This is a genomic window from uncultured Brachyspira sp. (assembly GCF_944388875.1).
In the GTDB taxonomy this organism is placed as follows: domain Bacteria; phylum Spirochaetota; class Brachyspiria; order Brachyspirales; family Brachyspiraceae; genus Brachyspira.
On sequence record NZ_CALXKQ010000019.1, the window covers coordinates 21,186 to 40,678 of the forward strand.

General features: G+C 27.3%; 13 protein-coding genes and 2 pseudogenes. 11 read left to right on the top strand and 4 right to left on the bottom strand.

Annotation, left to right across the window (positions count from 1 at the left end):
- The first annotated feature begins 10 nt into the window (after positions 1 to 10).
- Positions 11 to 2,254: a hypothetical protein gene (locus Q0J69_RS10525; RefSeq protein ID WP_297207179.1), complete on the top strand. Its 2,244-nt coding sequence runs from the start codon at positions 11 to 13 to the stop codon at positions 2,252 to 2,254.
- 73 nt (positions 2,255 to 2,327) lie between these two features.
- Here the strand turns inward: Q0J69_RS10525 and Q0J69_RS10530 are convergent, their stop codons facing one another.
- On the bottom strand, positions 2,328 to 3,956 hold the full coding sequence (locus Q0J69_RS10530; protein ID WP_297207181.1) for a CTP synthase: 1,629 nt from the start codon (positions 3,954 to 3,956) through the stop codon (positions 2,328 to 2,330).
- A gap of 131 nt (positions 3,957 to 4,087) precedes the next feature.
- Positions 4,088 to 5,029 carry a PfkB family carbohydrate kinase gene (locus tag Q0J69_RS10535; protein WP_297207184.1) on the bottom strand — a complete coding sequence of 314 codons (942 nt, stop codon included), beginning with the start codon at positions 5,027 to 5,029 and terminating at the stop codon, positions 4,088 to 4,090.
- A gap of 106 nt (positions 5,030 to 5,135) precedes the next feature.
- Between Q0J69_RS10535 and Q0J69_RS14235 the strand changes: the two genes are divergently transcribed.
- Together Q0J69_RS14235 and Q0J69_RS14240 are read left to right on the top strand one after the other, a co-directional pair.
- Positions 5,136 to 5,990: a D-serine ammonia-lyase gene (locus Q0J69_RS14235; protein WP_366030609.1), complete on the top strand. Its 855-nt coding sequence runs from the start codon at positions 5,136 to 5,138 to the stop codon at positions 5,988 to 5,990.
- Positions 5,991 to 6,064: 74 nt separating this feature from the next.
- The gene (locus tag Q0J69_RS14240) at positions 6,065 to 6,457 is read left to right on the top strand and encodes a hypothetical protein (RefSeq protein WP_366030611.1); all 393 of its coding nucleotides are present in this window, start codon (positions 6,065 to 6,067) and stop codon (positions 6,455 to 6,457) included.
- Here Q0J69_RS14240 and Q0J69_RS10545 read toward each other — a convergent pair.
- Both Q0J69_RS10545 and Q0J69_RS10550 read right to left on the bottom strand, forming a co-directional pair.
- Positions 6,449 to 7,114, bottom strand: a complete 666-nt coding sequence (locus tag Q0J69_RS10545; protein WP_297207187.1) for a dethiobiotin synthase — start codon at positions 7,112 to 7,114, stop codon at positions 6,449 to 6,451. The genes Q0J69_RS14240 and Q0J69_RS10545 overlap by 9 nt on opposite strands.
- Before the next feature lie 17 nt (positions 7,115 to 7,131).
- Positions 7,132 to 9,252 carry an alpha-amylase/4-alpha-glucanotransferase domain-containing protein gene (locus Q0J69_RS10550; RefSeq protein WP_297207189.1) on the bottom strand — a complete coding sequence of 707 codons (2,121 nt, stop codon included), beginning with the start codon at positions 9,250 to 9,252 and terminating at the stop codon, positions 7,132 to 7,134.
- Between the two features lie 233 nt (positions 9,253 to 9,485).
- Between Q0J69_RS10550 and glmS the strand changes: the two genes are divergently transcribed.
- From glmS to Q0J69_RS10595, 8 genes and pseudogenes are all read left to right on the top strand, one after another.
- Positions 9,486 to 11,312 carry a glutamine--fructose-6-phosphate transaminase (isomerizing) gene (glmS, locus tag Q0J69_RS10555; RefSeq protein ID WP_297207190.1) on the top strand — a complete coding sequence of 609 codons (1,827 nt, stop codon included), beginning with the start codon at positions 9,486 to 9,488 and terminating at the stop codon, positions 11,310 to 11,312.
- A gap of 721 nt (positions 11,313 to 12,033) precedes the next feature.
- Positions 12,034 to 13,899, top strand: a complete 1,866-nt coding sequence (locus Q0J69_RS10560) for an ankyrin repeat domain-containing protein (protein WP_297207193.1) — start codon at positions 12,034 to 12,036, stop codon at positions 13,897 to 13,899.
- Positions 13,900 to 13,980: 81 nt separating this feature from the next.
- Positions 13,981 to 15,113: pseudogene (locus Q0J69_RS10565) on the top strand (hypothetical protein).
- Positions 15,114 to 15,199: 86 nt separating this feature from the next.
- Positions 15,200 to 15,373, top strand: coding sequence for a hypothetical protein (locus tag Q0J69_RS10570; RefSeq protein ID WP_008729269.1), 174 nt, complete (start codon positions 15,200 to 15,202; stop codon positions 15,371 to 15,373).
- Entirely contained in the window at positions 15,370 to 15,633 is a 264-nt protein-coding gene (locus tag Q0J69_RS10575; protein WP_297207202.1) for a Txe/YoeB family addiction module toxin, read from the top strand. The genes Q0J69_RS10570 and Q0J69_RS10575 overlap by 4 nt, the downstream gene beginning before the upstream one ends.
- Before the next feature lie 159 nt (positions 15,634 to 15,792).
- Positions 15,793 to 16,239 (top strand): hypothetical protein, encoded by a 447-nt coding sequence (locus tag Q0J69_RS10580; RefSeq protein ID WP_297207204.1) that lies wholly within the window; start codon positions 15,793 to 15,795, stop codon positions 16,237 to 16,239.
- Between the two features lie 233 nt (positions 16,240 to 16,472).
- A pseudogene (locus tag Q0J69_RS10585) lies at positions 16,473 to 17,662 on the top strand (hypothetical protein).
- Between the two features lie 382 nt (positions 17,663 to 18,044).
- Positions 18,045 to 19,463 (top strand): hypothetical protein, encoded by a 1,419-nt coding sequence (locus Q0J69_RS10595; RefSeq protein WP_297207213.1) that lies wholly within the window; start codon positions 18,045 to 18,047, stop codon positions 19,461 to 19,463.
- Positions 19,464 to 19,493 lie beyond the last annotated feature (30 nt).

A 19,493-nucleotide genomic window follows, 5' to 3' on the forward strand; every position in this document is an offset into this window, starting at 1 on the left:
GGAGTAAATAATGAAAATAAAAAAAATAATAGCTACTATAGCTTTATTATCATTTACATGGTCTGTTCTTCCTGCACAAACTTATGAAGATGCTGCTAGAATAACTGAAGAGGCAGATAATCTTCAGAATGAAGGACAGTATCAGCAGTCTTATGATAAATCACAGGAGGCATCAGATACTATAGATAAGGCTACTATAGCTTTATTTTATAGATTAATGAATGCTAGAATTAATAAAACTAAAAATGATGCAAATGCTGCTATAACTGAGATAAATCAAATGGGAGCTTCTTCTGATAATCAGTTTAAAGCTAAGTATGAAGAAGCAGTTAAATATTTTGATGAAGGTAATGCTAATATAGGAAGTGTTCCTGACCCAAATACTGTGCCTCAATCAGAAGAAGAATTTACAGCAGCTTCTAATACATTTAACACAGTTTTAGAATCTTTTAATAATGCTTTATCATCAGCTAACAGTGTTAAAGAAGGATATTTAGGAAGAGAAAGAGATACAGCTTCTAAAGCTATAGCTGATGCTAAAACTAAATATAATGCAGCTTTAGGTAAAAGTATAAAAGCTGGTGATAATAATGATAAGTCAGTTTCAGGTGCTTTGGCTAAAGCAGATGAAGCTTTGAAATCTGATAATTTTGCAAGCGTTCAGCAAAATGTTGCTGCTGCTCTTGCAGGCATAACTAAAGCAGAGGCAGATGCAAAAGCTGCAGCTGAGGCTGCTGCCGCTAAAGCAGCTGCAGAAGCAGAAGCTAAAAGAAAAGCTGAAGAAGCAGCCAGACAAAAAGCTGCAGAAGAAGCTAGATTAAAAGCAGAACAAGAAGCTAAGGCTAAGGCAGAAGCAGAGGCAAAAGCTAAAGCGGAAGCAGAAGCTAAGGCTAAGGCAGAACAGGAAGCTAAATTAAAAGCAGAACAAGAAGCAAAAGCTAAGGCAGAAGCAGAGGCAAAAGCTAAGGCTGAACAAGAAGCTAAATTAAAAGCAGAACAAGAAGCAAAAGCTAAGGCAGAAGCAGAGGCAAAAGCTAAGGCTGCAGAAGAAGCTAAATTAAAAGCAGAACAAGAAGCAAAAGCTAAGGCAGAAGCAGAGGCAAAAGCTAAGGCAGAACAGGAAGCTAAATTAAAAGCAGAGCAAGAAGCAAAAGCTAAGGCTGAACAAGAAGCTAAATTAAAAGCAGAGCAAGAAGCAAAAGCCAAAGCGGAAGCAGAGGCTGCTGCTAAAGCAGCTGCAGAAGCAGAAGCTAAAAGAAAAGCTGAAGAAGCAGCTAGACAAAAAGCTGCTGAAGAAGCTAGATTAAAAGCAGAACAGGAAGCAAAAGCTAAAGCAGAAGCAGAGGCTAAAAGAAAAGCTGAAGAAGCAGCTAGAGCAAAACAGCAGGCTATAGATAAAGCTAGACAGGATATAAATAATGCTCAGCAAAAATATAATGCTCTTATAAGTGATAATACTATCACTAGAGGAGATAATAATGATCAGAATATTTCTACACTTTTAGCTGATGCTAATAGAGTACTTGAAAATGATCCTGCTGGTGCAAGTCAGAAAGCTTTAGAGGCTTCTAAGAATATGGATGATTTGATTCAGGCTCGTAATGAGGCTATAGCTAGAGAAGAAAATCAAAAGAATTTAGAAGAAGTTAAAAATAGATATCAGCAACTTATTGATGACGGATATATAATTCCAGAAACTGATGAAGATGTTAATTTATCTCAAGTTATAAGAGAAGCTGAAGATGCTATTAACAATAATAATAATACTTTAGCTGAGGAAAGAATAAGTCAGGCTACTCAGACAATGAATGCTATATTTGAAGCTGGTCCTAAAAGACCTATAGATGGTGATTTAATGGATGCAGATTTAAATGCTGATAATGGTTATATAATAGATGCTAACAGCGGAAGAAATGTAAATGCTGATGGTAAAGTTACTGTACTTCCTATGTATTATGTAGTTGTACAAAGAACTCCTTTAACAGATGCTTTATGGAGAATTGCTGGGTATTCTTATATATATAATGATCCTATACAATGGTACAGATTATATCAGGCTAATAGAAATGTATTGAGAGATCCTAATAACCCAGACTTGATATTACCAGGTCAGATATTGACTATACCTAGTATGAATGGTGAAGAAAGAGCTGGAACTTATGATCCTACTTTAGAGTATCTTACTTATGATGAGGCTATTATTTTAAGAGAACAGCAAAATGCTCAAACTGTAGAAGCTGAACCTGCTGAATAAAATAATATAGTTAAAAAAATACAGAGCCATGTAATTAATTTTTACATGGCTCTTTTTTTATTTTTTATAATTATTAAATTGTTTTACTATTTTTTAATTTTTTAGCAGCTGATATAAATCCTACAAATAAAGGATGAGGATTCGTTATTCTTGATTTTAATTCTGGATGGAATTGAACCCCTATCATGTGAGGATGATCTTTTACTTCCGCTATTTCTACCAAATTGCCGTCTTTTAATTTACCTGTTATGATGAAGCCTGCTTTTTCCATTTCATTTATATAATCATTATTAAATTCATATCTATGCCTGTGTCTTTCACTTATAGATGTTTTTCCATATAATTTATGTGCTAAACTTCCTTCTTTAATTTCACAGTTAAAAGCACCAAGCCTCATAGTTCCGCCTTTAAGTATGCTTTTTTTCTGCTCTTCCATAAGTGTTATAATAGGATATTTTGTATTTTCGTTAACTTCTATAGTATTGGCATCTTCAAATCCTAGAACATTTCTTGCAAACTCTACACTCATAAGCTGCATTCCAAGACATATTCCAAAATAAGGTATTTTATTTTCTCTAGCATATTGTATAGCTTTTATCTTTCCTTCTATTCCTCTCTCTCCAAATCCACCCGGTATTATTAATCCTTGTACATTTTCAAAATGTTTAGATACATTATCATCTTTTTCTAAATCTTCAGCACTTATCCATTCAATATCAACATTTATATCATTATATATTCCTCCATGATTTAATGCCTCTGTTAAAGAAATATAAGCATCTTTCATGGATATATATTTACCTACTATAGCTATTTTTACCCTTTCATTTTGTATAGCTATATTTTTTTGTCTGCATACTAAATCAGTCCAATTTCTCAAATCTATTTTAGCCGTTTCAAGTTTGAAATGTCTGCATACAACATTAGAAAGTCCCTGTGCCTCAAGCATTAATGGTACCCCATATATATTAGGTTCATCAAAGTTTTCAAATACATTATCTTTAGGAACATTACAGAATAATGCTATCTTTTTTTTATGCGATTCCTGCAAATGCTGACTGGTTCTGCAAACTATAATATCTGGTATAATACCGCTTTGCATAAGTTCTTTTACGCTATGCTGTGTAGGTTTAGTTTTAATTTCTTCTGAAGATTTTATAAATGGTATTAAAGTTACATGTATATAAAGTACATTATCTTGACCTAATTGTGTTTTTACTTGTCTTATAGCTTCTATATAAGGCAAAGATTCTATATCTCCTATAGTTCCTCCAATTTCAGTTATAACTATATCTGTTTTTTTTGTATCATTTTCTCTGTATATTCTTCTTTTTATCTCATTAGTGATATGAGGTATAACCTGTACTGTTTCGCCTAGATATTTTCCTTCTCTTTCCATATTTATAACATGCTGATATATTTTTCCAGTTGTAACATTGCTGTATTTATTCAAATTTTCATCTATGAATCTTTCATAATGTCCTATATCCAAATCTGTTTCCGCTCCATCATCAGTAACAAAAACTTCACCATGCTGAAAAGGACTCATAGTACCTGGATCTACATTTATATACGGGTCAAATTTTTGTATAGTTACACTCAATCCTCTAGCCTTAAGGAGTCTTCCCAAAGAAGCAGCTGTTATTCCCTTACCAAGTCCAGATACAACTCCTCCAGTTACAAATATGTATTTAGTATTCATATAATCCTCTATTTATTTTTATAATATTATTAATCTATTAAACTTATCATAAATTAGTATTAAATCAAGTAAATTTATTATTAAGTTTTTATAAATTTATTGTTATTGTAAATTATTAATATGCCCATTTTTTATATTGTTTTATTAAATACATTTTTAATTTTGTTTTTTACTATATCAAAATTAATATTATTATTAACTGCTTCCTCATTTTCTATTGTAAGCATTGACATTATTGCAGCAAATTTCACTTTTTTATCTAATTCATAATTATGAAATATAGAATAAATAATACCAGACATGAAAGCATATCCTGCACCAGATGTATTAACTATACTTGTTTTTGGTACTTCTAAATGAAAGGTTTTATTTTCACTATAAGTACCATAACATACACCATATTCAGCAAATGTTATGTAAACTTCTTTGATACCATTGTTTAAGAATATTTTTACAGCCTCTTTTCCTTCTTCTATTGTATTAATATCTTTATCTAATAAGAATGAGGCTTCATTTGAATTTGTTTTTAAAGCATATATATATTTTTCTAATCCTTTTATATTTGAAGCCTTTTTTATAGAAACTGCATCAGTTATAATTTTTTTATCAGGGAATTCTTTTATTAAATATTTAAATATATCTCTATTCATCACAGCAGACATGCTTATAAATTTTGATTTTTCTATAACATCTTTAATGCCTTCCAAATAATATATATTTATATTTTTGTCGAGAGAATCCATATCGGATATTCCAATTTCCATATCTTTTTCATTATTCATAACGGCAATATATGATGTTGAAGTTCCTTTTTTCACTATATATGAAGTATCTATTCCTAATGATTTTATATTATCAAAAAGTATATCTCCGAATATATCTTCTCCTATAGAAGTTATAAATTTTATATTTTTAAGTCCTAGATTAGATAGATTATTAACAATATTTCTTTCTACTCCTCCTGCACATACATTTATTTTTCCTGGATTTGATTCTTTTAAAATAATATTATTTTTAGAGAAGCCTTGTATATCTATATTTGCACCGCCAATAGAGAGTATATAATCTTTCATTTAATACCTTTTATTATAATTAATATATTATAACAAATAGATGATTTTTTGACAAATCATATTTATTTACTATACTTTAAAATATAATTTAATTTAGGGGTAAAAAATGTCTTATGCTCAAGAGTATATAAATTCTAATAAAGTTATTAAAGATGTATCTGAAAAAAAAGAAACTTTATGGATAAATGATAGGATTTTAAAATTTGATATTATAGATGCTTTATGTCAATTGGTTGTATCTGATGATGATATACTTGATGCTGAAAACAGATTAAAAAAATTTGCTCCTTTTATAGAAAAATGTTTTGAAGAAACTAAAAAGAATAACGGCATAATAGAATCTCCAATAGTTGAAATTGATTCGATGAAAAGAAAGCTTGAGGATACTTATAAATGCAGTATAAATGGAAAACTGTTTTTAAAAATGGATAGTCATCTTGATATAGCAGGTTCTATAAAGGCTAGGGGAGGAATATATGAGGTTCTTAAGCATGCTGAAGATTTGGCTTTAAAAAATTCTATGATAAAAAAAGATGATGATTATTCTAAATTTGCTGATATGAAAGATTTTTTTAATAATTATACAGTTCAAGTAGGTTCTACTGGTAATTTGGGTATGTCTATTGGAATAATGAGTGCTGCAATAGGATTTAAAGTTAAAGTACACATGTCAGCAGATGCTAAAGAGTGGAAGAAAGAACTTTTAAGAAGCAGGGGGGTTGAAGTTTTAGAGTATAAAGATGATTATTCTAAGGCTGTTGCTGAGGGAAGAAGATTATCAGATTTGGATACTAATAGTTATTTTGTTGATGATGAGAAATCTGTTGATTTATTTTTAGGATATGCAGTAGCTGCTGGCAGATTAAAAAGGCAGCTGGATGACATGAATATTACTGTAGATGAAAAACATCAGATGATAGTATATATACCTGCTGGTGTAGGGGGGCGCCTGGAGGAGTAAGCTATGGTCTTAAGAGAGTTTTTAAGGATAATGTTCATTGTTTTTTTACTGAACCAGTAAATTGTCCTTCTGTTTTGCTTGGGATAGCTACTCAGAAATTTGAGAATGCCAATGTGCATGATTTTGGAATATCTGGCATTACCGAGGCTGATGGTCTTGCATGTGCCAGTCCTTCTGGTTTCGTTACAAGGATAATGACAAATATTATATCAGGCGATTTTACAGTTTATGATTATAGACTTTATGATTATTTAAGACTGCTTAATGAATCTGAAAATATACAAATAGAGCCTTCAAGCTGTGCTGCGTTCGCAGGTCCTGTTGGGTTTGATAAATTTGCAGCTGCTCAGGATTACAGAAAAAAATATAATCTAACAGAAAATACTTTGCATATATGCTGGGCTACAGGAGGAAGATTAATACCAGATGATATAAAAAAGAAATATTTAGAAACGTATTTAAATTAATTCTCTTATTATATCAGGGTATTTTATTGATTCTATTTTTTTATTTTTTGGATCATTCTCAAATTCTGTAACATGAACCTTGATAGGGTTAATCTGCCTTCTAATATATTCTATAACACTATTTGAAACGAATACATCTTTTTTTATATTGATTATGATAAATGGTATTTTAAACCCTCTTGTATGCAGTAATTCTACCTGTTCCAATGATGAGTGTATAACATTAGAATCATACTCTATTACTGGGATTATATGCATTTGATTTTCTTTTTCTATATCAAATATTAAGTCCATAAAATTATAATTTTCTTTTATAGGATCATATAAACATAAAGATTCAAATATCATATATTCATAATCATTTTTATTTTCATCTATCAAATCTGTAATATCTCTTTCATCTATTTTGGTATTAATGCTGTGAAGCGGAGATATATTACCGTTTGTAGCATAAGAAACAAATATATCTGAAGCCTTTAAATTAGTTGTATTTTTTATGTATTCAGCATCAAATAATTTATTGTCATGTACTTCCATAACAAACGGTTTATAATAGCATACTTTTTTATCAAACATTTTTAACGATGCTGCTATATGAGAAGATACATAGGTTTTTCCTGTGTGTTTTTTATTTGATATAATGCAAAATACTTTCATTAAAATTACCTTCAAAATTAAATATCTTTAGCCGTTACTTTTAATTTATATTTAATTTTTTCATTAGGCTTCAAATGCATGTTTTTACAGCAAACTATAGTGGAGTTTTGATAATTCATTTCAAGTTTGTCAACAGCATCTGATATAGTATAATTAGGCATATATAAGAATGTTGTTTCATCACTTGCTTCCATTGATACATCAATCTTTATATATCCATTATCAACCATGCCAAAAACAGTTCCCTGATATTCCCCGCTGCTTGAAAGATTAACAGATATCTTATTATTTCCGCCTGTGTAGTATCTGTCAGGTTCATTTCCAGCGAGCAATGTTATATTGTTTTCCAAAGCATATACAAATTCTATATCTTCATCGGATTTATTTTCTATAATTGATTCTATAGAAAAACCTCCTTCATTTTGAACCAAATATCTTTTTATCAAATGAATATCTTTTCCATTAACTTTTGAAGTTTTTTCAAATGATACTGTAGCATAATCTTTATTTATAAGATTTTCTAAAATATTATAATATGATTCATAAAATGAAGCATTTTCTTCGTATTTTAATAGCTGGAATTCTTCAGCAGTAGGTATTTTATTTAAGAAGTGATCTACTGCGAATACTTTTTCATTTTTATCAAAAACTAAATATTTTGCTATATTTTCATCTACCTTTTTTGCTATTTCATGTATAGATACATGTTCGCTATTTTTATTATTATTATCAGCATTTCTCATAGCTGCTATATGATAGGCTTCTTCTCTTCTTTTTAGGCAGTCTATCAAATTTATAGGATTTTCTGTTTTTAAATCCCATTCTATTATAGAACCGCTTAAAGTATGGAATAGGAATGCTTCTCTTTTTGATGATATTATAATCTCTTCTCTTCCGTCCATATCAAAATCTAAATTATGATTTAGAAAATATTTTTTTCCATATACTTTTTCCAATGAAATTTCTGTAGCCCTTATTAAATTGGCATAAGTTTCATGTCTTAAATTATTTAAATAAAGCCCTCCGAAAGTTCCATGCCAATAAGGACAATTGCATTGCCCTTTTAATAAATATTCTAAAGCTGCTTCTTTTTCTTTATAATTAGATTCTGTAATTTCTCCTATCATGTTTGAAGTAAATATCATTCTCTTATTCATTCTATTGCTTTCAGAATATTTGGCAAAATAATTTCTCCAAAATCCTCCTCTCATAAATCTTGTAATAATATCATTTTCTTTTGATTTTTTTAATTCTTCCTGTTTGGAGTGGAATTCATCCTGTATTTTTGCAGGAAGCACCCAAGTAAGCATTTCTTCATAAGAACCAGTAGGTATATATACTTTTGATATAGGAGGGTGTTTCTGCATATATTCGCTGTATGTTGTTGTTATAATTGTATCTTTTTCTCTGGTAAGTGCATCAAAGAACTTTTCAAGCCATTTATCTTCATAAACCCATTTCTGAGTACCAGGCCAATCTCCATATTTTTCTCCGTCATCATGTAAAACTACAACTCTATCTCCATCTTCTGTTGCTATAGATTTTAAGTACTCTATAGATTTTTCTGCATCTCTAAATGGTATTAAATAACGAAGCTCCTGAGATATTGGAAATATATTTAATTTATAATTTTCATCATCTGTAATAAAGTATCCGAACATATTTTTTGTATCTATTCCAGAAGTTAAAAACTGAGAATCATCAAGCATTATATATTTGATTCCGTTTTTAGCTAAACTTTTAACTAATGTAGGCTCCCAAACTCTTTCTGCTATCCAAGCACCTTGAGGAGTTGTATCAAATTTATTTTCTATATATTTATTTAATTTATTTATTTGTATATCTTTATCTTTATTTGGTATAGAAGGCATAATAGGTTCATAGAAACCGCCGCTTTGTATTTCTATTCTTTTTTCAGAGGCTAATCTTTTTAATGCATATATATGTTCTGGGTGTTTCTTTTCTATCCATTCTAAAAGACATCCTGTATAGTGAAAATTGAATTTTATGTCTTTGTATTTTTCTAAAATATCTAAAAACGGCTTGTATGCATTTTTATATGTATTTTCAAATACAAAATCAAAATTTCCTACAGGCTGATGATTATGATTGCCTAATATTAGATTTATAGTTTTCATTATGATACCCTATATTTATTATTTAAAATTTCGTAATAATATTAATTTTAATTAACATAATTCTATATTAAATATATGTTTTTGTAAAGTTCTTTAATTTGAATTTTATCTACAGTATTACTTAAAACAGTATTGACTTTTTTTATTTTTATTTTAGAATTTTCGATTATCAAAAAAGTGCAATTTTTAAAAAAACTAATTTTTGATGAAATAATTATTTAAGGAAATTTTTTATGTGCGGTATAGTTGGATATGTAGGCAGTAATAATGCTGTTGATATTTTAATGGAAGGATTATCTTCTTTGGAGTATAGAGGATATGATTCGGCTGGCATATCTGTAGTTAATTCAAATAATAATATTATTACTCTAAAATCTGAAGGCAAACTTGAGAATTTAAAGAGTATTATAAAAGCAAGAGATAGCATAAATTCAAATATTGGAATAGGTCATACCAGATGGGCTACACATGGAGCTCCTTCAGATATAAATGCTCATCCTCATTTTACAGAAAGACTTTCTCTTGTTCATAATGGTATTATAGAAAATTATAAAGATATAAAAAATGATTTAATTTCTAAAGGATACAAATTCCTTTCTGAAACCGATACTGAAGCTGCGGCTAATTTGATAGACTCCTTATATGACGGAGATACTTTAACTGCTATAAGAAAGGCTATTGATATAATAGAAGGTTCTTATGCTTTTGCTATAATATTTAAAGATGATATTAATAAGGTATATGCTGTAAGGAAGTCAGCTCCTTTAATAGCGGCTTTGGGAGATAATGAAAACTTTTTGGCATCTGACATACCAGCCATATTAAAGTATACTAATAAATATATTCTAATAGAAGAAGGTAATATTGCTGTATTAGAAAAAAATAATATAACTATTTATGATAAGGATTTGAAAAAAACTAATTATGAAGTATTGGAGGCTAATTGGACAGTGGAGCAGGCTGAGAAATGCGGATATGATCATTTTATGCTTAAAGAAATTAATGAACAGCCTAAGGCATTGCTTGATACAATAGAGCCTAGAATAGTGCATGGACTTCCAAATTTTGAAAGGGATGGAATTGGGGATGAAAACTTTTGGAGATTTTTTGACAGAGTTTATATAGTGGGATGCGGTACTGCCATGCATGCTGCTATGATAGGTAAAAGGCTTATAGAGGATAATTGCAGAATACCTGTGGAATGCGAAATAGCTTCTGAGTTTAGATATAAAAATCCTATACTTACAGAAAAAACTTTATCAATATTCATATCTCAGTCTGGAGAAACGGCTGATACTTTGGCGGCTTTAAATTTAGTTAAAGAAAAAGGATGTAAAAGTTTAGCTATAGTTAATGTTAATGGCTCTTCTATAGCTAGGAGTGCTGATTATGTTATATATACTTATGCAGGACCTGAGATATCTGTTGCTTCTACTAAGGCTTACTCTGTGCAGATGGCAATGATGTATTTGATAACTTTTAAGATTATGATGTCAAGATCAATAAAGGATGATAATTATATAAGAAGTCTTATTAAATATCTGCTTCAAACTATAGATTCTGTTAATGATGTTCTTTTAATGAGCGATAAAATAAAAGAGTTATGCATTGATTATAAAGAAGCTTCAAGCATATTTTTTATAGGCAGGGATTTGGATTATTATCAGGTTATGGAAGGAGCTTTAAAAATGAAGGAGATTAGTTATATTCATTGTGAGGCTTATGCGGGAGGAGAACTCAAGCATGGTGCAATATCGCTTATAACTGATAATACGCCTGTAGTAGCTTTAGCCGTGCAGGAGAAAATATTATCCAAAATGATAAGCAATACAAAAGAGGTAATATCTAGGGGGGCTAATGTTCTTTTATTTGCTAAAGAGGGTATTGATATAGATAAGGATGCCTACAGAAAAATAGTATATCTTCCTAAAGTAGAGGATATGTTTATGCCTATAGTGTCTATAGCTGCATTACAATTATTAGCCTATCATACTGCTGTTATAAGGGGATGTGATGTAGATAAGCCTAGAAATTTGGCTAAAAGTGTAACCGTTGAATAGTGTTTTTGTTTTTTAATTTAGTAAATACCTAAACAACTATAATTTGTCAAAAATTAATTTTTTAAATTTAAAATATTTGTGCTACGCAACACCCCACTTCTTTTGCTGACGCTCTGCGTGCCGTAGGCAAGGCACCTACTCAGTGGTACCCCAAAGAAGCAGGCACAGCCCACAGTTGCGAAGGGCTATATTTTTGCTTAAATTAATAATCTATTTTACATGTAAAACAATTTTAGTATGATTTAGTATTAATTTTATACTTGCACTTTCGCGAAGCGTATCCGAGCTTGTTGAGGATATAAGGTTCTTTGACGCTGTCCGCCTCACTCTGTGTGCCGTAGGCAGGCGTGCGGCGGGAAAAAGAACAATAAACTTGTTTCAAAACTAATTTTATTTATTAATTGTGGGGACTAGCCCCCACACCCCCACTTCTTTTGTTGGCACAAAGAAGCAAAAAGACTGCATATTTATATATTAAAATAATAAATTATACAACATATAAAATATATAAATTATATAATAATTAATATTATATAATTTAGCATAAAATAACAAACTCGTAAAATTGTTTGTCAAGTACTTTTGAAAATAGAATTATGTATTTTGTTTGAATAAGGCTTTTTATTATTTAAACAAAATATATTTTAATTGATATATAGATATTTATAATATATAATGATTTTACAATTTTAGAAAAATATTTATGAGGTTTATGAAAAATATGAAAAAAAATATTTGCAGAATAATTATCTCTTTTATCTTATTAATAATATCATCTTTCTTTTTATACTCAGAGGAATATGATACCAATTTCTATAAAAAACTTTTTGATGCAATGTTTACAAATAAAGATGAATTAAAAGAAATGGCAAAAGACCCTAAAGAATATATGGAAAACTTGCTAAAAGAGGCAGAAGAAAAAGAATTAAAAGAGAAAATGGAACTTTATAAAAAATATAATGTTATAGAAATAGATAGTTTGGAATATGAATATCAAAGTACTGCAGAAGGTTATGGGGATTTAGAAGATGTTAAGAAGTTTATACAAAAATATGATATAAACGGAGTATATGACGGCTATACTTTGCTTTATACTTATTCAGGATATAGGGGCGAAACTAATATAATAGATTTCTTAATTGAAAATAATGCTGATATTTATAAAAAATCTATTAATGGTAAAACGCCTCTTTACAGTGCTGTAGATGATTATTTTTATGATGCTGCTGAAGTTATTTTGAAACATTATAAAGACAATGATGATATAAATGATGAGTTTTTGCTGGCAGTTAATCAAGAAAATGAGCCTATGTTAAGAATTTTATTAAAAAAGAAATTTTTATTCTTTGGAAATAAATTCAAAATGAATTTAGACAAAGGGCTTGAAATAGCACTTGATAAAGGCAATAAAGATATAGCAGCTGAATTAGTTTTAAGCGGGGCTAAAACTGATAATTTTTTATATTATTTTAAATTGGTATTTGGTAAATATTTAATTTTTATAGCTATGATGATTGCTTTATTTGCTTCTTTTATTTATGCATATAAAAGAAGATATATTCCTAATATTTATGAAGAGAGTACAATGTTTATAACTTTTAAAGATAAAGTAAACAATATGTATATTTACTGTTATACTTATTATTCTTTCGGACTATTATCTACAATGCTGGGTTTTTTTGGAAATATATTTATAAATAATAATAAGCTAAAAGGATATTATAATATAAACAGTAATTTTTCGGGGAATGATATTGCTATTTATGATTTGTATGATAATAAAAAAAATGATAAGGAATATTTTAGCTGGTATGATGTTGACATGGAAGCAAATGAAAAAGCTATAATAAAATTCGATTGTTCTCTTTATGATTTTATAAAGAGTGATAAAAATGAAATTGACTATATTGCGGAAATAGCTGACTCTAAAATTATTAATGGAGTTTTTGAAGTAAATAGAAATACTAATATTAATGTAGAATATTCTAGATTAAGATTTAAAAAGGTTTCAAAAGGTAATCGTTTTATAGGGATGCTTTCCTATTTCTTTAATCTCTATCATTTCAATATAAAGAATAAAGATAAAATTAATGCATATATAAACGGAGATAATAAATCGTATTCTGATAAAAAAAATGAATTGGAGATAAATGTTGAACAGATTTTAAAGAAACATGAGAGTATGTCATTTAACGATATTAAAACTAAATATTATGACAAACTTAAAGATTTTTATAATGTTAATAATATAGTGTATTTAGATGATAAAACAATATGCGTATATAAAAGATTTGCTAAAATAGAAGCTAATAATAATCTTACAGTAAATAATATATCGCTTATAATTGATTTAAATAATGAAAAATTAATAAGTCCTTATTTTAAAGATTTTGTTAATAATGCTGATGAGATATTAAAAAAATATAATTCTAACTTTTATAAGAATATAGATAATTTAATTTTTCTTATAACAGAAGCTGGCATTATATTGATGAAAGATAAGGGGCATAAAAAAATATTTATTTCTTTAGACGATATAAAAGAACATGTCAATAAAGCTCATTATTTATCTTATTTATTTGATTAAATTTTTACAAATAAAATTTTAATGATTTACTGCTTATATTTTTTACTATTAGAAAACTAATAATAAGGAGTTATGAGTTATATGATGGAATTAATAATTATAGCAGGAGTGATATTGGCAGCTCTTGTCTTTATTGGTATACTGACAAATGATGCTAAAAATAATCCTGTTAAATTTTATAAAAATGATTTTTTTATGCTTAAAGATAAAATAAACAATATATATATATTTATGTTTATGAATACAGAAATGCAGGAATAATATATATAAATAATGATAATGGATTTATTATAAATAACATTATTGTAGGATCTGAAGGAATAACAGTTCGTAATTATTATGATATATCTATATCTACAAATTTTGCAACTACTTTTGCTTATATAAAATTCAAAACAAAATTATATGATATATCAGAATCAAAAATAGAATATATTATTGAGTTTGATCCTTATACAAATGTTATAGATTCTACTGCAGATAAACTTAAAAACACTTTTAGAGAGACTGTAAAAATAGAAGGCATTTTTGAAATCATAAGAAAGCCTGAAGCAGAAGTAATAAGTTTGCGTAATTCAGAAATATCACCATTAAAGAAAGCTGAGGAAAGATTTGTTTATAATGTATTTAATTTTAATTATTTTTTTATAAATGGAAAAGAAAAAATCAATTCATTTATTAATGGAGCTGAAGAGTTTTCAGATGAGTTTGTTAAAGAAAAAATAGAAGAAAATAGAGATATAATTGGATTGTATGTAAAAGAATATTATAAAAAAGATTGGCAGTCATTATTTGATGATAGCATCTTATCTTATATAGGCAATTATAATGATATTTATGATGAACTTAAAGAGTTTAAAAGTTTTAATATATTATACTATGATGATAAAATAATATGTATATATAAAAGATTTTCAAAATTAGAGGGTATTAATCTTGCCGAAATAAATAATCTCTTTGCTATATTTGAGTTAGACAGTCAAATATTAATAAGCTCTTACCTTAAAGACTTAGTAAAAGATCCTGAAGAATTATTGAAAAAACATAATATCAACAGTGATTTTTATTCTAATATAGATAATTTAGTTTTCGGTATAACTGATTCATTTATTATAATAATGAAAGAAAAAGGCTACGGAAAAATATTTATTGATAATAAGAATATAAAAGAGTATATAAATAGAGAACATTATTTATCTTATTTGTTTAATTAATTTATATGGTGTAAATTAGAATTAAAAATTTGATTTTGTTTTAATTATTATTTATACTATTAGTAAGTAATTGTTAAGGAATAATTATGACAGTTAAAGAAGAATTAATAAATATTATAGACAGTATGCCTGAAGAAAGTTTAACAAAAATCATTGATATAATAAAAGAACAGCAGTATCTTGATGAAGCTATAGATATGGAAACTAATGGAAAAGTTATAGTTAAGACTTTAGAAGAACTTGAAGAGCTTGAAAAATGAAAATAGTTTTTAATGAAAGAGCTTGGCAGGAATATATCTTCTGGGTATCTAATGATAAAACAATTGTAAAGAAAATTAATGAACTTATTAAGGATATTATTAGAGAGCCATATTCTGGTATAGGTAAGCCTGAAAAATTAAAATATGATAAAAAAGATTTATATTCAAGAAGAATTAATTTAGAGCATAGATTAGTTTATCATATAGAAAATAATAACTTAATAATAACATCTTGCAAATATCATTATAGTAAAGAATAATTATTATTTAGTATGATTTAATACTATATTTTATAAAATAAATATATTTTCTAATGAAGCCTAGTAAAGAATATCGAATATTTTTATGCATGAACAAATTTTTTATTGACATAATTAAAAAATGTATTTATAATTCCACATAAGAGGAGGTTATATGATATGAAAGATAGAATTTTAAAATTTTCATTCTTTTTATTAATTTCAACTTTTTTATTTGTTAATATTGCATGTTCTAAAAAAACAGAAAAAAACACAAATATCCCTGAAGACCTATACGGTCAATATTTTATGTCACCTGATGAAACATATATGAAATCGCTTCTTATAATTGTAGATTATGATGGTATAGAAATTAACTATCCTAATGATGAATCTACAATAGAAGTTGTGAAAAAGTGCGTGGATATTGTAATGGAAAGCGACAGAGCTATAAAAGGCGATATAGGAAATAGTAAATTATCACAAGTAGCAGATAATCATTATAAAACTATATCTAAAAATGATGCTCACTTAGAATTTAAATTTACTAATGAAGCACTTGAACTATCTGTTTATAATGGAACGCAGCAAGTTAACTCAATTAGTCTTCGTAAATTAGGAAAATAATATTTTAAGTGAATAAAATTATAATTAGATACGATAAATATGACGTATAAAAAACCGTATTTTAAAATTTTATTCACTTTATTATTTTTTTCATAATGGATTTATATTTAATCCTAAAAAGCTAGTATAACAAAAATAAGTGAGCCAAAGCAACCAAGTAGGTTATTATATGGCTAACCAAAAGTAAGCACACTTCGTGTGGGCTAACATAACAATAATAGGAGTTTATTATGATAGATAATATATTTGATTTTCTCTTGAATCAAAATGAAAATACGAAGTTTATTATAGGTTTAGTTTTTATTGTTATTTTTTATATTATTTTTATGTATATAAAGAAGCGTTCCAAGAAATGGTATTCTCAAAATAAAATAATAGTAGATGGAAAAGATTTCTTTATGCTTAAAGATAAAGTAAATAATATATATATTAATTGCTACAGATATAAAGATAATGCTTATGCCAAATGGTTTAACGATCACCATTCTAAAATGGAGGATATACTATCATTAAACAACAATTGGGCAGAAGATGAAAGTAGAATAAAAAGACAATTTGACGGTTTTGCAAATGAATATTTTGACCGTTTCCCAAGTCAAATATTTATAAATAACGGCGATGAATTAATTATTCGTGAAACTAGTAAACTATACATAGATGAAATGGTGGTTTACCATGATTATGACAAAAAATATTTTAAGGATTTATATTACAGACAATACAAAATAGAAACCCCTTTTCAATATTATGAATTTAATCCAAATGATAAACCTAAATTTGAGGGTTGGTATTCAAAAGAAGATGTAAGAGATAAACTTACAACTATAACATTCAGAAAAGAATTAGATTATGAAAGAACATCTAAGATTGAATATACAATGGATATTGAAAATAAAAGAATAGAAGGAGTTTTTGAAGTTATTAGAAAGCCTGAAATAGAAGTAAAACAATTTTATATTCCAATTGAACAGATGAGTTTTCCTGATAAACTGTCTTACAAATATGATGGTTTGGGAGTTGATGAAACAAAAAAAATGCTTACTAATTATTTATTTAATTTCAATTATCCTTTTATTAAAGGAAAAGAAAAAATAAATATGGCTATCAGCGGAGCTTATAATTTTGATGAAAGATTCAAACAAGAAAAAGTATAAGTTCTTATTTAAGAGATTTAGTTGTTGATAGTAAAGAATTATTATCTAATTATGAACTTACTGATAATTTTTATAATAATATGAATAAATTAATATTTCTTTTAACAGATACAGGAATTATAGTAATGCCTGAATACCCAAATATGGAGCTTAATGATAGAGATATGAATTTAGAAAATACTGCAGAAAGAATATTTATCCCTACATATCATTTAAAAAATTATCTGAATAAAAGTCATTATTTATTTAAATTTTTTAATAGGAGATAATTAATTTTTATATTTTTTATTAGTATGATTTAATACTAATTTTATACTTGCACTTTCGCCGTAGGCGTACTTCGTATTGTTCTTTGACGCTGTCCGCCGTAGGCAGGCATGCGGCGGGAAAAAGAACAATAAAAAAATGACAAACTTAAAAATTGTCAGTATATATTAAGTAAGTTTATCGCTAGCAACAATAAAATGCAAACATAATAAAATATTAGAAAGCTAAATATAAAAATTATTGGCAGAGCCTATAAGCCAATAATTTTTATTAGCAATAATAAAAGGAGAGCATAATAATTAACAAGCGAGCCAAAGCCAGCTAGTGAGTTTACTCGCTAGCTTATATACGGCGGCGGCGAGCATAACAATAATAGGAGTATTTATGATATCATTTGGAATATTGGAACCATTAAGACTTTTTCTTATTAGTGATTATTTCTGGCCTGTTTTGCTTGGATCAATTATCATTTTTCTATCCGTATTTTTTCTAATTGAGAAGAAAGCAAAAAAATGGTATGCTAAAAATAAAATATTGGTATATGAAAAAAGTTTTTTCATGCTGAAAGATAGAGTAAATAATATATATATTAATTGCTATAAATATAAAGATAATAATTATGATGAATGGTACAGAAAATACCGCGGTAAAATTAAGTATGTACTTAAAGTAAAATTTGATAATTTTGCACGTGAATATTTTGCTTCTTTTACAGGTCAAATGTTTATAAATATCGAAAATAAATTAATGATTCGTGAAACTAATGAATTAAATAATAATCAAATTAATGTTTACCGTGATTATGATATGGCTTATTTTGAAAGACTGGAGGAAAAGCAATTTAAATACGATGATCCTTATAAAAAGTCATGGAAAGAAGCACGTAAATTTGGCGGTTGGAGTTCAAAAGAAAACAATAGAGAAATTTTGTTAAAGATAAAATTCAAAAGAGAATTCGATTATGAAAGAACATCAGAAATTGAATATACTATGGATATTGAAGGCAAAAAAGTAGAAGGAGTTTTTGAAGTTATTAGAAAGCCTGAAATAGAAATAAGGGAGTTTTATATTCCAGTAGAACAGACTACTTTTACTAATGATAAATATTCAGCTTATCTTGGTATGGACGAAGTAAGAAAGATGCTTACTAATTATTTATTTAATTTCAATTACCCTTTTATTAAAGGAAAAGAAAGAATAAATTCATTCATCAGCGGAACTTACTATTTTGATGAAAATTTTAAAGAAGAAAAAGGAAGAGAGCTTGAAGAAGAATTAAAAAATAAAGAGATTATTATAGAAAAATTCCATCATTATGATCAAAACAAAGCCTATTATGCGGATAAAATTGGTATTATATATTATAAGAAACTTAAAGACTTTAGATGCTTTGATATATTATACTATGATGATGAATTAATATGCATATATAAAAGAACTGTAAAAGCAGATGAAAGAAGCGATGAAGCTGTAGTAAAAAATCATTCTTTTATATTTGAATTGAACGGAGAAAAAAGTATAGGTTCATATTTAAAAGATTTAGTTACTGATATTAAAGCATTATTATCTAATTATGCAGTTGCCGACTATTTTTATGATAATATAGATAATTTAATATTTCTTTTAACAGATACAGGAATTATAGTAATGCCTGAATATACAAATTTAATTCTTAGCGATGAAGATTATGATTTGGAAAATACAAATAAAAAAATCGCAGATAGAATATTTATTTCATCAAATGATTTAAAAAATTATTTAAATAGAAGTAATTATTTATTTAGTTTTTTTGATAGGCAATAATTGTTTTTATGATTTATTTTTATTTATGTA

Bases quoted from the DNA above. Each gene is read 5' to 3' on its own strand.
- Q0J69_RS10525 (WP_297207179.1), top strand. From the start codon at position 11: ATGAAAATAAAAAAAATAATAGCTACTATAGCTTTATTATCATTTACA.
- Q0J69_RS10530 (WP_297207181.1), bottom strand. From the start codon at position 3,956: ATGAATACTAAATACATATTTGTAACTGGAGGAGTTGTATCTGGACTT.
- Q0J69_RS10535 (WP_297207184.1), bottom strand. From the start codon at position 5,029: ATGAAAGATTATATACTCTCTATTGGCGGTGCAAATATAGATATACAA.
- Q0J69_RS14235 (WP_366030609.1), top strand. From the start codon at position 5,136: ATGTCTTATGCTCAAGAGTATATAAATTCTAATAAAGTTATTAAAGAT.
- Q0J69_RS10545 (WP_297207187.1), bottom strand. From the start codon at position 7,114: ATGAAAGTATTTTGCATTATATCAAATAAAAAACACACAGGAAAAACC.
- Q0J69_RS10550 (WP_297207189.1), bottom strand. From the start codon at position 9,252: ATGAAAACTATAAATCTAATATTAGGCAATCATAATCATCAGCCTGTA.
- glmS (WP_297207190.1), top strand. From the start codon at position 9,486: ATGTGCGGTATAGTTGGATATGTAGGCAGTAATAATGCTGTTGATATT.
- Q0J69_RS10560 (WP_297207193.1), top strand. From the start codon at position 12,034: ATGAAAAAAAATATTTGCAGAATAATTATCTCTTTTATCTTATTAATA.
- Q0J69_RS10570 (WP_008729269.1), top strand. From the start codon at position 15,200: ATGACAGTTAAAGAAGAATTAATAAATATTATAGACAGTATGCCTGAA.
- Q0J69_RS10575 (WP_297207202.1), top strand. From the start codon at position 15,370: ATGAAAATAGTTTTTAATGAAAGAGCTTGGCAGGAATATATCTTCTGG.
- Q0J69_RS10580 (WP_297207204.1), top strand. From the start codon at position 15,793: ATGAAAGATAGAATTTTAAAATTTTCATTCTTTTTATTAATTTCAACT.
- Q0J69_RS10595 (WP_297207213.1), top strand. From the start codon at position 18,045: ATGATATCATTTGGAATATTGGAACCATTAAGACTTTTTCTTATTAGT.